The following is a 14,786-nucleotide window of genomic DNA, read 5'->3' on the forward strand; positions in this document are numbered from 1 at the left end:
ACACACTTGCACTTGGGCAATCAAGCTCAGGCCGGCCGCCCAAGCAGTGGACTCTAGGGCGGTGGTTTGCCAAAGGCTCGAGTGGCTGCCCATCGGAATTACTAATAGAAACCACAATTCAGAATCAATCTCAATTTTATTGAGAATTGATTCAACAAAGTCTTGGCTTTTCGTGCGTAGCAGCCATGCCAGAAGCACGACTAACAAAGTTTGAAACAGCGGAAGCTCAGCTTAGCGGAATGGCGATCATGACCACAGTTGCAAATTAATTGCATTAAAAGAGAACTTACAGGTTTTTGTATAAATTGTCAATAAGCCTTTTTTGATATCAATAAAGCAAGGGACAGTCAAGCAAAAATACGAGGCAATCAAACAGGGGGCAAACCAAGACCGCACTGCATCAAGGTTGTGAAGGCAAATCTGCAAAGCAAATCTTCAAAGCAAATGAGTTGCGGGCGCTTGAGTCGGCTCAGACTGATTTCCAAGGCAGCGAGATCAGGTGACTGCGGAGTCGGGTGTTAATGCGAGATAATGGGGGAGACTCTGTACTGAAATTGCCGTCAAGCCACCCCGATCGATTGTCTGCCCGCCTTTGCAAACAGGCCCGGCCGCCAATCCGTCAGGGCGGCTTGATTTGTGTCTCTACCGGTTGGCTATGACTGCGAATCTTGCTGCTGCGCAAACCCCGTCCGATCGCCGCTCTGAAACTGACTGGCGGCTTTTTTTGCGACTGGTGCCCTACGCCCGTCGCAGCGGCAAGCTGCTGATTGTGTCGCTGATTTTGTTGCTGCCCTTGTCCTTGGGCAATGCGTTGCAGCCAATTTTGGTGGGTCAAGCCATCTCGCTGATTCGGGGCGAGGCCAGCGCTTGGGATTTTCTGGAAGCGATGCCCCTGCGATCGGGTCTGAACACCGTGGGGCTGTTGGTGTTGGTGACGGTGGCGGTGCGGCTGGCGCTCCAAGGGCTTCAGGGCTACTTGGTGCAGGAAGTGGGCCAACGGATCACGGCGGATATTCGCAATGATTTATTCGATCATGTGACCGCGCTGGCCATGCGCTTTTTCGATCGCACGCCAGTGGGTCGGTTGATTACCCGCCTAACCAGCGATGTGGATGCCTTAGGTGAGGTTTTTTCCACGGGCGCGATCGGGATTGTGAGCGATCTGTTGTCGATCGTGGTGTTGGTAGCCACCATGTTGACCCTGCAATGGCAATTGGCCTTATTGCTGTTGCTGATGTTGATCCCGATCGCGGGGGCCATTGTTTATTTTCAAGGGGAATTTCGGAAAGCCAACTATCGAGCCCGCGAGCGGTTATCGGATTTGAATTCGATGCTGCAAGAGAATCTGGTGGGCGTGAATGTGGTGCAATTGTTCCGTCGAGAACGCTACAACGCCAAACAGTTTCGGAAAACCAACCAAGACTATATTCACGAAGTCGATCGCACCATCTTTTTTGACTCGGCCGTTTCAGCCACCTTGGAGTGGATTTCCCTGGTCGCGATCGCCGGGGTGCTTTGGTATGGCGGCGCATTGGTGGCAGGCAAAACGATCGAGTTTGGAACCTTGGCGGCTTTCATTCTCTTTGCCCAACGGATGTTTGATCCCTTGCGAGAATTTGCCGAAAAATTCACCGCCATTCAAGCGGGATTCACCGCCATTGAACGAATTAACGGAATCTTCTCGGAGCCGATCGAAATCCAAGACCCGCCCAAGGTTGATCGCGCCCAATTTGCCAGCCTGAAAACCCGTGGTGAAATTCGCTTTGAGCATGTTTCCTTTGGCTACAAATCCGATGAAATTGTGCTCCACGACCTAGACTTCACCATCCATCCCGGCGAAAAAGTGGCCTTCGTGGGGCCCACGGGCGCGGGCAAATCTTCAATCATCCGGCTACTCAGCCGTTTGTATGAAGTCACCGAAGGGCGAATTTTGCTGGATGGCGTGGACATTCGCGACATGGCCCAGGCTGATTTGCGTCGAGAATTAGGAATTATTTTGCAAGATGGATTTCTCTTTTCCGGCGATGTAAAAAGCAACATTACCCTCGGGGAAAATTACAGCCTGACCGAGGTGCAAGCCGCCGCCGAACGAGTCAGCATTGATGAATTTATCCGGCAATTACCCCAAGGATATGATTCGGAATTGCGTGAGCGCGGCACCAATTTATCGGGCGGTCAAAAGCAGCTTTTGGCCTTTGCGCGGGTGGCCATTCGAGAACCCAAAGTACTGATTTTGGATGAAGCTACGTCCAGTTTGGATGTGGCAACGGAAGCGGTTATTCAAGCAGCGGTCGATCGAATGATGCGCGATCGCACGGCGATTATTATTGCCCACCGGCTCTCGACCATTCGCAATGTCGATCGCATCTTTGCTCTCAAACGGGGTCGTTTGGCGGAATCTGGAACCCACGATCAATTGATGGCTTTGGATGGTCTTTATGCCAGCCTTTATCGATTGCAAATGCTGGGGGCAGATGTTTAGCAATGGCTTGATTTTGCTGGGCGATCGGTGATTTTGTGCGATCGCCCGGCCCCAAACCCCCAACAACCCCTGCGTAATCCCTGCCACCGAGCTAATCGACGTTGTAAAACAGAGACAGATTAGACCAATCCCACGGGAGTTTAAGTGATGGAACCGTTGGCAATGGGCGCAGCGGCGATCGGGGTGTTGATGTTGAAAAAATCGGCAGAAACCACCAGCGAACTGTTAACCAAGGAAGTTCTAGAGCCGATCTTGCCCCAAATCCGCACGGCGGTGGGTGCTTTGGCAGCTCCGGTGCGCGATCGGGTGGCGGCCCTGGGCGATCGGGTGGCGGCGCGGCTCCCGGCGGCTAATCTGGAAAATCCGTTTGAGGATCTGACGTTGTTGGAGGCGATCGTGGTAGAAGAAACGGCCGATCCGGCGGTGCAAGACCTGGTGAATCAGGTGGCTCCGATCATGCCCGCGATCACGATCGAAAACTGGAAAGGCATCAACGTCAAAGGCGGTCAGAATACGATCTCGGGCAACACCTTGAACTTTTGAATCGGTGAGGGCGATGGAGATGGGCGATCGAGCCATTACCTACGACAGCGACTTCTATGGTTGGGTGCAGCAACAAACGGCGCTGATTCGCCAGGGCCAATGGAGCGAGCTGGACGCGCACAACTTATTGGAGGAGTTAGAAAGCTTGGGGCGATCAGAAAAGCGGGCGTTGATTAGCCAAGTGGCGCGGCTCTGTGCCCATCTGCTGAAGTGGCGCTATCAACCGGCCAAGCGCAGTCGATCGTGGGTGTTGAGCATTCGCAGCGCCCGCCAGGAAATTGCGGCGATTTTGCGCGATAACCCCAGTTTGCGAGCCAAGCTGACGGAGGTGTTTGCGGATGGGTACGATCGCGGCCGGTTGATGGCCCTCGAAGAAACGGGCCTGGCCGATCGCGACATTCCCGAAGTTGCGCCCTTTGACTGGCAAACGGCGATCGACCAGGCGATCGACCTGAACTCCCCCACCGATGCCCCATGAGTGAACCATCACCCCCATCTGTGAATCGATACGGCATCAATGTTGAGGGCGGCCAGAACGTAATTTCTGGCAATACGTTCAACCTGTCGTTGCCACCATTGGAGCCGACGATCGACGGGCCGCCCAATAATTTGAAGGTTTACGGTTTGCCGCGCGATCGCTTTGTGGGGCGGGATGCGGAGTTGGCGCGGCTGCATGGGTTGTTGCAGACCCAAACCCAAGTGGCGATCGCGGGGGTGAGCGGTCTGGGCGGTGTGGGCAAGAGCGAGCTGGCCTTGCAATATGCGCGGGAGCATCTGGGCGACTATCCCGGCGGGGTGGTGTGGCTGCGGGCGGCGGCGGCCTGTGGGGAGTTGGTGGCCTTTGCTCAGGCTCGTTGGTTTGCCCAGGTGGACTTTACACAGTTGGACAGGCCAGAAAAGCAGGCGGCCTTTTGCCAAGCCCATTGGCCCAAAACCGCTGAGGATCCGCCGGGTCGGGTGTTGTTGATTTTGGATGATGTGACGGATTTTGCGGCCCAGGTGAAGGGGTTTCCGGTGGTGGGCGATCGGTTTCGGGTGCTGTTCACCAGTCGGGAGCGGTGGCTAGATCAACGATCGCGCCTGGATTTGGGGGTGCTGGAACCGGCGGCGGCTTTGACGTTGTTGAGCAACTTAGCCGGGGCAAGTCGGATCGCGGCGGAACAGGCGACGGCGGAGAAACTGTGCGAGTGGCTAGGCTATTTGCCCTTGGGATTGGAATTGGTGGGCAGTTATTTGGCGGCTGATCCAGAGTTGTCGTTGGCCAAAATGCAGCAGCGGTTGGAGCAGAAACGGTTGGCGGCCAAGGCGCTGACCCAAGTGCCGGCCACCACGACGGCCGAACGGGGAGTGGCGGCGGCCTTTGAGTTGAGTTGGCAAGCCCTGAGCCAGGAAGCGCAACGGCTAGCGGTGTTGTTGGGCTGTTTTGGGGCGGCTCCGGTGCTGTGGGCTTGGGTGCAGGGCTGTTTGCCCAATGACGATGAGGAAGAGTTGGAGGCAGCGCGGGCGGAATTGGTGCGGCTGAGTTTGTTGGAGCGGCTGGGCAATGGGCAATATGGACTGCATCCGCTGATTCGGGAGTTTTTCGCCCACAAATCCACTGATCAACCCGATGCGCTTGTTCTCAAAACAGCAGTGGTTGAGGAATTGCTGAAGGCAACGAAGTCAATCAGCCAGACGATGACGATTGACCAAGTGCAGGCCCTAGAGAACGTCATTCCCCATGCCCGCGCCGTTGCCGAGTGGACTGACCGCGCTGAGTTAGCCCGCCCACTAGCTCGGTTAAACAGTGATTTGTTCTTTTTCTACTATGCCCAAGGGCTATTTGGCTTGGCAGAGACTTGGGCCATGCGATCTCTGGCAATCTGCGAGCAAGTGCTGGGAGCCGACCATCCCCACACCGCCGCCAGCCTCAACAACTTGGCATACCTCTACGAATCCCAGGAACGGTATGAGGCCGCGGCCCCTCTCTATCAGCGATCGCTGGCAATCTGTGAGCGAGTGCTGGGAGCCGACCATCCCGACACCGCCCGTAACCTCAACAACTTGGCAGCACTCTATCGATCCCAGGGCCAGTACAAGACAGCGGAACCCCTCTATCAGCGATCACTGGCAATCTGTGAGCGAGTGCTGGGAGTCGACCATCCCGACACCGCCTCCAGCTTCAACAACTTGGCACACCTCTACTTGTCCCAGGGACGGTACGAGGCAGCAGCCCCCCTCTACCAGCGATCGCTGAAAATCTGGGAGCAAGTGCTGGGAGCTGATCATCCCCTGACAGCCACCAGCCTCAACAACTTGGCAAGCCTCTACTATTCTCAGGAGCGCTACGCCGAAGCAGAACCTTTCTTCCGGCGTTGCTTGGAAATTTTTCTAGAAAAACTTGGTCAAGACCATCCCAAAACCCAAACCGTTCAGGAAAATTTCCGCATCTTCGTGCAAACCGTCATCGAAGCCGATCGCGCCGCCGACCTCTCCAACCACCCCCTCACCCAATCCCTCCTGCAACAACTCACCACCCCACCCAATCCGTAGGGGCGCATCGCCATGCGCCCTCCGATACGCGAGATCTCCGCAAACCAATTCGGTTCAAACGATCAACCCGGTTGGAGGGCGTACAGCGGTACGCCCCTACCCGACCTCGCCGCCGCCCGCCCGATCGCCCCCATAAATCCAGACACCCCAGAGATCGTTTTATGGACACCTCAGCGTACCTAAACATTCTCGAAGCCACCGTACAGGACTACCACGACTGGGCAAACCGAGCCGCCAGCGACACTGATGAAAACTGCCTGATTATCGATCGCGATCGGGGCTACTGCCTGTGGCTATACATCGGTTGGAAAAACCGCAAACGCATCGAAAAAACCATGATTTTTGCTCGCCTCAAAAACGGCAAAATCTGGATCGAAACCGACGAAACCACCGACGGCATTGCCACCGACCTGATGCGAGCTGGCATTCCCAACACCGATATCGTCCTTGGTTTCCTTGCCCCCGAAGAGCGCCCCCTCTCCGAATTCGCGGTGGCATGAAGCAAGCAACATCGCACCGCCGAACTCTCCGACCACCCCCTCACCCAATCCCTCCTGCAACAACTCACCACCCCACCCAACCCGTAGGGGCGCATCGCCATGCGCCCTCCGATACGCGAGATCTCCGCAAACCAATTCGGTTCCAGCGATCAATCCTAGCGGAGGGCTTACAGCGGTACACCCCTACCCATGCGGGAAAATCGATTCTTGTGGGGCCACATCGCCATGCGCCCTCTGATATGCGAGATCTCCGCAAACCAATTCAGTTCAAGAGATCGCCCCTAGTAGAGGACGTACAGCGGCCATTGGCTGCAACTTTCTGCACCCTTCCGTGTCGGCCGCTCCTTCGCTGGAAACTACCCTTCAGCCTGCCATTGCTGAAGTAACCAAGCGCTGACCTGGCCGTGGTCGGCCTCGCGCGATCGCCGCAGAGCTTCTTCAAGAATGTCCAAACTCAGGCCCGGCAACACGATCGATTCTTGGATCCGCCGACTGCCGCGCTCAATAATTTCAAACCCGAGGATCAGCGCCTCCGCCACATTCACCACCCAATATTCCCGCACGCCCAAATCTTCATAGAGCAAGCGTTTGCGCCCACAGTCATCGGGCAAGGTGCTATCAGAAATTTCGATCGCCAAGTCCGGTGGCGGCAACTGATCCAAGTCCACAATCTTGGTTTCCCAGTCCAGCGATCCCACCCGATCGCCCACATAAACCGATAGATCCGGTTGAGCTTCCCGTAGCCCAGCTTTCCGATAGGTGCAGTTGTCGTGGCCATCGATTGGCAAATTCCGCAAAGCCGCGTACAGGCCAAGGGCCGCAATGATAATGAAATGGTCACGGGAGTGGGGGTTTCCGACGGGAGACATTTCGAGCCTCATCATTCCGTCGTGATAATAACCTTTTGTTTTCTCACTGGCTTGGGCGATCGCTTGCTGATATATCTCCCAATCTGCCTTTTGCCAGTCATCGGGTGAGTCTTCGGCAATCACATCGCCCCCTTCAACCAGTTCGGATGCCGGTGTGGCGGCCAATGACTGAGGCTGATCAGATGCAGCAGCCCCAGCGGCAGTCCTAGCAATTGTTGTGGAGCGGTTGGGCCGGATGGCAACCATGGCGGGCAAGTGGGGGCGATCGACTGCTTGGATTTTAGCAATCTCTCCGTTCGGCCAGGATCAGACAGGATTGGTTCTCCGAGTCCGCCGCCATTCAGCCTGAGCGATTGATCCAGTTCGGTGAAAAAATTCCCCACCCTTGCCCCGCCCATTCGATCGTTGGATCTGCGATCGGCGGAGCGATCCCCTTGGGCGATCGATTGCAGACATGAACTTAACTTTTTGAAACAAATCGTAATCATTAGAAAAAACGATTGGTCACTGTATGTAAAGTTTATTAAACTAAAACCAGGTGAGTAATTATCCCTACCTACTCCTCATCGAGTTCATACCCGACCTTTGCAGCCGGGTGGAGTCAATGGACGCAACATTTCCCTGGTTAAGTTTGATTACGCTGCTGCCTTTGGTGGCGGCACTGCCAATTCCCTTCCTGCCCGATCGCGACGGAAAAACGATCCGTTGGTATGCGCTGGCAGTGGGCATTGTGGAGTTGGCCCTGATTTCCTACACCTGCTTCGGGCAGTTTGATTTCACCAACACTGAGTTTCAACTGGCGGAAACCTACGCTTGGTTGCCGCAAATTGGCTTGAACTGGTCTTTGGCGATCGATGGCATCTCCATGCCGCTGGTGGCCCTGACCGGTTTGGTCACCACCCTGGCGATCGGTGCTTCCTGGAATGTCACCAAGAAACCCCGCCTGTTCTACACCCTGCTGCTGGCCATGTACAGCGCTCAGCTTGGGGTGTTTGTTTCCAAAGACCTACTCCTGTTCTTCTTGATGTGGGAACTGGAGTTAGTACCGGTCTACCTGCTGATTTCGATTTGGGGTGGTGCGAAGCGTCGTTACGCTGCCACTAAGTTCATTCTCTACACGGCTCTTGCTTCCCTGTTCATCCTGGTGGCGGCGTTGGCCATGGCCTTCTCGGGCGGCCCGGTCACCTTTGATATGGATGCTTTGGGGCTGAAGAACTACTCCCTGACGGCGGAACTCCTGCTTTATGCGGCTTTCTCGATCGCTTTCTTGGTGAAGCTGCCTGCCTTCCCGGGTCACACCTGGTTGCCCGATGCCCACGGTGAAGCGCCCACGCCCGTTTCCATGCTGCTGGCTGGTGTGCTGCTGAAGATGGCGGGCTATGGCTTGATTCGGATGAACATGGAGATGCTGCCGAACGCGCACATCTACTTTGCGCCGGTTTTGGCGATCCTGGGTGTGGTGAACATCATCTACGGTGCGCTGAACGCCTTTGCCCAGCGGAATTTGAAGCGACGGATTGCCTACTCGTCAATGTCCCACATGGGCTTTGTGTTGCTGGGGATTGCTTCTTTCACCGATGTGGGTCTGAGCGGCGCGGTGCTGCAAATGGTGTCCCACGGGTTGATTGCGGCGGCGATGTTCTTCCTGACGGGCGTTACCTACGAGCGCACTCACACCCTCTCGATCGACGACATGGGTGGCATTGGGCAAAAGATGCCCCGCACCTTTGCGTTGTTTGTGGCGACGACCATGGCTTCTTTGGCCCTGCCCGGCATGAGCGGCTTTGTGGGTGAGCTGACGGTGTTCCTTGGCTTAACCACCAGTGAGGTCTATAGCGCTCCGTTCCGGGCCACGGTGGTGGTGTTGGCGGCGGTGGGCGTGATTCTCTCGGCGGTTTACTTGCTGTCGATGCTGCGGGAAATTTTCTACGGCAAGGAGAATACGGCTCTGACTGAAGTGAATTGGTCGGATCTGAAGCTGCGGGAACTGGCGATCGCCCTGGTGTTGTTGGCCCCGATCGTGGGTGTGGGTATCTATCCCAAGCTAGCGACCCAAACCTATGAAATGAAGTCTACGGAAGTGGCTAGCCGAGTGCGGAGCAGCTTCGCGATCGTGGCAAAGGCCCAGGATTCCCGATTCTACTCAGCGGTGCTGAATGCTCCGAAGCTGGCGGATACGGAGTTGGCGGCATCGGTACGCACCAACTAAGGATCGCTAGCTAAGGGTCTCTAGCGAAGGCTATCAATGTTGCCCCTGAAGGGGTGACGAACCCCTGACAAATCTCGATGAGATGATTCCATAATCCCGATTTTTCCCTGGTGGAGAATCGGGATTTTGTTTTGATCACCAATCAGCAGCCGTGCGATTCTGAGTTGATGGAATTCCACGGTGATAATTTTACGGATACTTACAAATACCGTTGACTTACCCCTTGATTAATCCCTTGACTAATCCTTGGGGTTTCCTGGTAACGGTTTTCTTTGGCAACCCGGCGACTTTGGTGCAATGACTCTGGAATTCTTTTTGGCAGATGCGACTGCGACCCAAGCCCTGGGCCGGGCGATCGGGCAGATCTTGCGGCCCGGTGCGGTGATCCTGCTGGATGGAGAGTTGGGAGCCGGTAAAACAACGCTGGTGCAAGGTTTGGCGGCGGGGCTGGGCATTGCGGAGCCGGTGGTGAGTCCCACCTTTGTGCTGGTGAATGAGTATTTGGAGGGTGCGATTCCGCTGTATCACTTTGACCTCTATCGGTTGAGTCCAGAAGAGGTGGAGCCGCTGGCCCTGGAGCAATATTGGGAAGGGGGCGAGGTGGCTGCGGGAATTGTGGCGATCGAGTGGTCGGAGCGGTTGCCGGAACAGCCGATCGATTACCTCCAAGTGGCCTTGCGATCGGGCATGACGGGCCGTCAGGTGTTGATTGAGGTGGTGGGTGAAGTGCCGGGCTGGAACCCTCGACATCTTGAAGATCTTTGCGCAAATTTGGGCGGACTCACGCTGAATCAGGAATGATGGAGGGTGGGCGCTGGTCTGTGGCGAGGTGAACTGTGAGTGAATGCGATTTCCTCATCTCCGATGCTCCTGTGGCGTTCCCGTCCTGGATAACTTGATCAACTCAGTGGGTAAGCCAACCGGTGACGCGTTTCTCTAGTCCGCCGATCAACTGGAATCGATCGCTGCCAACCAAAGTCGGTGCGGCAGTGTTTTTAAGTGTTTTGGGGGGCTGGTTTCTGTGGGCGAGTTGGGAGCCGTTTCCCTTGGCCAAGGTGGCGAGCTGGGCCTTGGCTGTCAGTCTTTTAACGGGGATGACTGCGGCTTGGATTTGTAGTCGGGCCTTGGACTCCATCCGCCTTGCTTGGGTGCTGTTGAGCTGTTTGGATCAGGAGTCTTCCTTTACGGGGGGTTTGGCGGCGAAGGTCAGCGCCCTGACGCAATTGGACGATCAGGATGATTGTGCGCAGTTTGTGCGGCTCACCAGTCGCTTGCTGGTGCGGTATGGCGATCGATTGCAGTTTTTGGAGCGACAACGATTAGCCCTGGAAAGTTGGCTCCATGAACATCGCGATCGACTGATTTTGATGGAAGCGGAACAGGAAAAATTGCAAGTGGCCCTCGCCCAGGCCCAAGACCGAATTCGACAGTTGGAAGGCGTTGATCTGGAAACGGGTTTGGCGAATCATCATCGCTTTTATGAAGCGTTGCAGCACACTTGGCAACAGGCGCTGCGATCGGAACAGGTGCTATCGATTGTGGCCTGCGAGGTGGATCATTTGGCGGATTGGGTAAATCTCCAAGGCGAGGCCTTTGGTCAACAAACGATCCACAATCTGGCAACCGTCCTAAAACAACAGGTGCAGCGCAGTTCCGATGTGGTTGGCCGCGATCGGGGCGATCGATTCTTGATTCTGCTGCCCAACACCGACTCGATCGGCGCTTTGGCCGTCGCGGAATCGATTCGCCATCAGTTCAATCGCTGCACGACTCAGCAGGCCATGACTCCCACGGCTCACCATTGGCCAAGCCACTACGATGAGGCCCCGGCTTCTCCTTGGGCTGCCGGTTCATCTTTGCATCTGGATATGGATTTTCCCCCAACGCGCGATCGGCCCCGAAGCAACTCCAACACCGCCAATGACCGGGTTCATGCTGGGCAAGAGGCATCCAGACCGATCAATACCAACATTAATGTTGGCAATGTCGGCAATGTTGGCAATGTTGGCATCGATGCCAGCGCAGATTTAGCCGATGCGTTCTTGGTCACTGGTTCTGAGGCTGCAATGGCTGCTGAAGTGGCCCCTGAAGTCTCTTCCGAAGTCCCTGCCGGAACGCCAATGGATCGCTCCCCGTCCGCCCAGGAGCCGATCCCAATCGCTGGCGGAGAAGTGACCCTATCCTTAGGCATTGGCACGTTAGTGCCTGACCTCCAGCAACTGCCCGATGCGGCCGTGCGATCGGCTTTGCGGGCCCTTGAACGGGCCCGTCGGCATGGGGGGAATTGCGTTGAGATGGACGGGCTGGAATATTAACCCGGTTGTTGGTTGTGTTGGCTGATTGTATTGGCTGGTTTTGTTGCCTGGTTGTATTAGCTGGTTTCGTTCGTTGATTCTGTCTGCTGATTTTTTGCGGGGTTGGTTGGTCTCGGTCTGGCTCTGTTGATCCCTTGGTATAGATTGGGGTAATCGATGGATTGGAGTAATCAGCAGTTAAGTTATGGCTACGATCGCATAGTTCAGATGGTGTGTTAGCAGTGAATCGCAATTGGTGGATCGCAGGCACGGTCGCGTTTAGCTTAGGTCTTGGCATTGGGGTTGTGACCGATCGCCAATGGCAAAAGGCCCTCGGTCTCGGAGCCATTGCCCTGTCCGGTGCAGCGGCGATCACCGCCTTAACGCCCGATCGCTCCCGATCGCAGTCCGAACCCTGGGATCCTCGACTCAGGGAAAGCATCTCCCCCGAATATGCCAACTGGTTACCCAGCGATCGCCGCCCACCAACCATCAACCCGCCCCTCAGCAGCGACCTCGCCAGCGCCTTGCGTGTGGAGGTCGATCGCCTCGAACGAGAACTAGAACAATCCCTCACCCGTAAGCAGCAACTCGAAGCCGTGATTGGTGTTCTGCGCAAGGAAAAAGAAGCAATTCAGTCCCAAATTGATGAAGGCAGCGGCCGAACGCAGAAGGTCTATCGCGTTTTGGCTGATTTGGAAACCCAGCGCCAGCAACTCGAAGACAAAATTGTTCAGCATCAAACTCAATTAGCCAATCTTGACAGTCGCAAGGCAAGCATGGAGCGCGACCTTGCTCAGGTCGATCGACTGCGCGCCGAAACAATTGCCCTAGAACAAGAGGCCCAAGAACGCCAAGCCAACCTCAGCAACCTCCGCCAGCGAGAACAAACCCTCCTTAACAACTGCACCAGCCTTGAGGCCCAAGCGGCCGAACTCAGCGAGCGCACGGCCACCCTCACGCGATCGCTCGCTGACACCATGCGAGAACAGCAGAGCGTAGAAATGACCCTGCAACAGCAGCAAGCGGCCCTCGAACAAATTCGCACCCAAGCCGATGCCCATCACCGGCGGCGCTACGAACTTCGCCAACAGATCGAAACCCTGCAACAGCAATACGACGGACTGCCCTCCACCGTCGCTAAACTACAGGCAGAGCACGATCGACTCGTGGCCCTCTGTCGCGATCGGCAAGTGGAATTAAACCAAATTCACGAAAATATGGCCCAAGCTCGTGCTCAGCAGCAAGCAATCCAAGCCGAGTTACAGCGCGATCGCCAAGCACTCCTACGGGTCAACCACAAAAAACAACAGGAAACCAACTCCTTGCGGCTGTGGCTCAGTTTTCTTCTCAAAGACCTGTCTGCTAACGAGCCACCAGCACCCAAGCACCGCCGCGCCCCCCGCAAACCCAACGCCTAGTGGCAAGTCAGGTAAACTCGCTTAAAAATTGGACTATAACTGCTGAACTCACGGCTCAAACCGGCGAACCCATGAACCAAACTTGAGCTTGGCATTGAATTAATGTTGTTAATATTGATCTGGCATTGATCTTAAATTGTTCTATTTTTGAGTTCATTTTGAATTTATTTTGATTGTTTACGAATATTGTTCCAGATTCGCTGCCAACCCCCTTGACTAGTATTTGATCAAAAAGAAATGAGCATTTTTTTGATTACAAAGGAAGCAACAGCAAAACTCAAAGAGGTTTATAACCGCAATCCTCTCTTTCTCTTAGAACACATTTTTGTTGTTTTCTTTCTCATTCGCTACTCCCTTGGCATTCTGGAGGTTATTTTAACCAATGGAGCCAGCGAAGGTGATGGGCAAGATATCTTATCTTTTAATTATAAACCGAGCGTGGCGCTCTATTTTTTGAACTACATCGTCACCAATATTTTATTGATTATGCGATGGAAAAAAGTCATTGTGATGCTAATGGCAGCTCCCACAGTGGTTTTTCTCATTGCCATGTTTCCCATTTCGTTTCTCTGGTCGATCGAGCCGTCTAAGACCCTTAACGCCTCGATCGCCATGATTGGCACCTTTCAATTTGGTCTTTATCTCGCCACTCGCTATTCCCTTAGGGATCAAGTGCGCATCTTGGGAGTTATGTTTGGCATTTCCCAAGTGCTCTGTTTCGTCTTTGGTGTTGCCCTCCGCAAATATGGCGTGATGGGCGCAGTTCATGCCGGCAAATGGCGTGGCATCTATTCCCACAAAAATCAACTGGGTAAAATGATGGCCCTCGCTTCCGGGGTCTTTGTGCTGCTTGGTATTTCCGAAACCTATCGACGATATCGCTATTTAGCTTGGTCTGGCCTCCTCACTGCCTTTGTTCTTATTCAACTCTCTGGCTCCAAAAGTCCCTTTATTAATATTGGATTGCTGATTGGCATGAGCGCATTTGGCCAGATTTTTCGCCTACCACACAAATGGATGGTTCGCTGCCTAATTTGGTCAGCCGTCATTGGAATTAATTTATTTTTTTATTGGGATGACATCGTAATCAATATCCTGGGCGCGTTAGGTAAGGATGCTAGCCTAACAGGTAGAACAGATGTTTGGGAATTTGTGATCGATCGAATCAAAGATCGACCAATCCTGGGTTATGGCTTTGGCACATTCTGGAATGGCTTGGATGGGAAATCAGCCTATGTTGTTCGCGCAGTTCGGTGGCCCGTTCCTGATGCGCATAATGGATTTTTGGAAATATGTATTGATTTAGGTCTTGTGGGCTTAGCAGTTTACGTTTGGGTTGTTTTTCAAACAATTGTCAAAACCATAGCGCTCATGCGTGCCACCAAAAATAACGAATATATTTGGGTTCTGATGTTCTTTACCTACAGCACTGTTGCTAATCTTTCGGAAAGCTCCTTGCTGTTTCGTAACTCTTTGCCAAGTGTCATTTTTGCCGCTGTCTCCTTCACAGTGGCAGCAAACTATTATCAACAATTTAAAGTCAACCCTCCAAATTTTTCCACTCAGATTCCGGAACAACCCTTGCCCGAGACCGCTGAGTTCTTGTCGGATGAGTCAAGAGTTGGAATTGAGTATAAGTCCAATTCTTGACTACGAGAAAAATTGAAAGTACTTTAAGAAAATTCAAAATACTTACTTGTAAGCAAATTCTTTAAGAAAAACTCATTTTCTGCAAATTACAAATTCTTCTTGATCAAAAATAAAAATTCCTCGAAAATTCTCAAAAAATTCTACAAAGCTAAATACAAATCAATTTCGGCAATGCAGTATAATAATAGCGAAAATCTTTGGACTACAGTGGGTGCTTGAAACATAGCCTGAGCAGTTGCTTGAACATTACTTCAGGCTTACAAAGCTTCAAGCTTAAAAATAGAAC

General features: G+C 53.8%; 11 protein-coding genes. 10 read left to right on the top strand and 1 reads right to left on the bottom strand.

What is annotated here, in order from left to right:
* The first annotated feature begins 655 nt into the window (after positions 1 to 655).
* From H6F46_RS01825 to H6F46_RS01845, 5 genes are all read left to right on the top strand, one after another.
* Positions 656 to 2,482, top strand: coding sequence for an ABC transporter ATP-binding protein (locus H6F46_RS01825; protein WP_099534778.1), 1,827 nt, complete (start codon positions 656 to 658; stop codon positions 2,480 to 2,482).
* A gap of 147 nt (positions 2,483 to 2,629) precedes the next feature.
* Positions 2,630 to 3,025, top strand: a complete 396-nt coding sequence (locus H6F46_RS01830) for a hypothetical protein (protein WP_190355906.1) — start codon at positions 2,630 to 2,632, stop codon at positions 3,023 to 3,025.
* A gap of 19 nt (positions 3,026 to 3,044) precedes the next feature.
* Entirely contained in the window at positions 3,045 to 3,503 is a 459-nt protein-coding gene (locus tag H6F46_RS01835) for a DUF29 domain-containing protein (RefSeq protein ID WP_190355907.1), read from the top strand.
* Complete coding sequence (locus tag H6F46_RS01840) at positions 3,500 to 5,557, top strand: tetratricopeptide repeat protein (protein ID WP_190355908.1); 2,058 nt, start codon at positions 3,500 to 3,502, stop codon at positions 5,555 to 5,557. The genes H6F46_RS01835 and H6F46_RS01840 overlap by 4 nt, the downstream gene beginning before the upstream one ends.
* A gap of 161 nt (positions 5,558 to 5,718) precedes the next feature.
* Positions 5,719 to 6,057, top strand: coding sequence for a XisI protein (locus H6F46_RS01845; RefSeq protein ID WP_190355909.1), 339 nt, complete (start codon positions 5,719 to 5,721; stop codon positions 6,055 to 6,057).
* 356 nt (positions 6,058 to 6,413) lie between these two features.
* Here the strand turns inward: H6F46_RS01845 and H6F46_RS01850 are convergent, their stop codons facing one another.
* Entirely contained in the window at positions 6,414 to 7,172 is a 759-nt protein-coding gene (locus H6F46_RS01850; protein WP_190355910.1) for a Uma2 family endonuclease, read from the bottom strand.
* Between the two features lie 358 nt (positions 7,173 to 7,530).
* Between H6F46_RS01850 and H6F46_RS01855 the strand changes: the two genes are divergently transcribed.
* The 5 genes from H6F46_RS01855 (at position 7,531) to H6F46_RS01875 (ending at position 14,500) form a co-directional block, all read left to right on the top strand.
* Positions 7,531 to 9,135 (top strand): NAD(P)H-quinone oxidoreductase subunit 4, encoded by a 1,605-nt coding sequence (locus tag H6F46_RS01855; protein WP_190355911.1) that lies wholly within the window; start codon positions 7,531 to 7,533, stop codon positions 9,133 to 9,135.
* 297 nt (positions 9,136 to 9,432) lie between these two features.
* On the top strand, positions 9,433 to 9,936 hold the full coding sequence (gene tsaE / locus H6F46_RS01860) for a tRNA (adenosine(37)-N6)-threonylcarbamoyltransferase complex ATPase subunit type 1 TsaE (protein ID WP_190355912.1): 504 nt from the start codon (positions 9,433 to 9,435) through the stop codon (positions 9,934 to 9,936).
* A 122-nt stretch (positions 9,937 to 10,058) separates the two neighbouring features.
* The gene (locus H6F46_RS01865; protein WP_190355913.1) at positions 10,059 to 11,450 is read left to right on the top strand and encodes a GGDEF domain-containing protein; all 1,392 of its coding nucleotides are present in this window, start codon (positions 10,059 to 10,061) and stop codon (positions 11,448 to 11,450) included.
* Between the two features lie 284 nt (positions 11,451 to 11,734).
* Positions 11,735 to 12,850 (top strand): hypothetical protein, encoded by a 1,116-nt coding sequence (locus H6F46_RS01870; RefSeq protein WP_190404967.1) that lies wholly within the window; start codon positions 11,735 to 11,737, stop codon positions 12,848 to 12,850.
* A 237-nt stretch (positions 12,851 to 13,087) separates the two neighbouring features.
* A complete protein-coding gene (locus H6F46_RS01875) occupies positions 13,088 to 14,500 on the top strand; it encodes an O-antigen ligase (RefSeq protein WP_099533766.1) in 1,413 nt (470 codons plus the stop codon).
* Positions 14,501 to 14,786: the final 286 nt, after the last annotated feature.

Origin of the sequence: Limnothrix sp. FACHB-1083, assembly GCF_014696485.1 — a bacterium.
Lineage (GTDB): Bacteria > Cyanobacteriota > Cyanobacteriia > CACIAM-69d > CACIAM-69d > CACIAM-69d.

What these genes read in the sequence shown, in the direction of transcription:
- H6F46_RS01825 (WP_099534778.1), top strand. Translation starts at nt 656, where the DNA reads ATGACTGCGAATCTTGCTGCTGCGCAAACCCCGTCCGATCGCCGCTCT.
- H6F46_RS01830 (WP_190355906.1), top strand. Translation starts at nt 2,630, where the DNA reads ATGGAACCGTTGGCAATGGGCGCAGCGGCGATCGGGGTGTTGATGTTG.
- H6F46_RS01835 (WP_190355907.1), top strand. Translation starts at nt 3,045, where the DNA reads ATGGGCGATCGAGCCATTACCTACGACAGCGACTTCTATGGTTGGGTG.
- H6F46_RS01840 (WP_190355908.1), top strand. Translation starts at nt 3,500, where the DNA reads ATGAGTGAACCATCACCCCCATCTGTGAATCGATACGGCATCAATGTT.
- H6F46_RS01845 (WP_190355909.1), top strand. Translation starts at nt 5,719, where the DNA reads ATGGACACCTCAGCGTACCTAAACATTCTCGAAGCCACCGTACAGGAC.
- H6F46_RS01850 (WP_190355910.1), bottom strand. Translation starts at nt 7,172, where the DNA reads ATGGTTGCCATCCGGCCCAACCGCTCCACAACAATTGCTAGGACTGCC.
- H6F46_RS01855 (WP_190355911.1), top strand. Translation starts at nt 7,531, where the DNA reads ATGGACGCAACATTTCCCTGGTTAAGTTTGATTACGCTGCTGCCTTTG.
- tsaE (WP_190355912.1), top strand. Translation starts at nt 9,433, where the DNA reads ATGACTCTGGAATTCTTTTTGGCAGATGCGACTGCGACCCAAGCCCTG.
- H6F46_RS01875 (WP_099533766.1), top strand. Translation starts at nt 13,088, where the DNA reads ATGAGCATTTTTTTGATTACAAAGGAAGCAACAGCAAAACTCAAAGAG.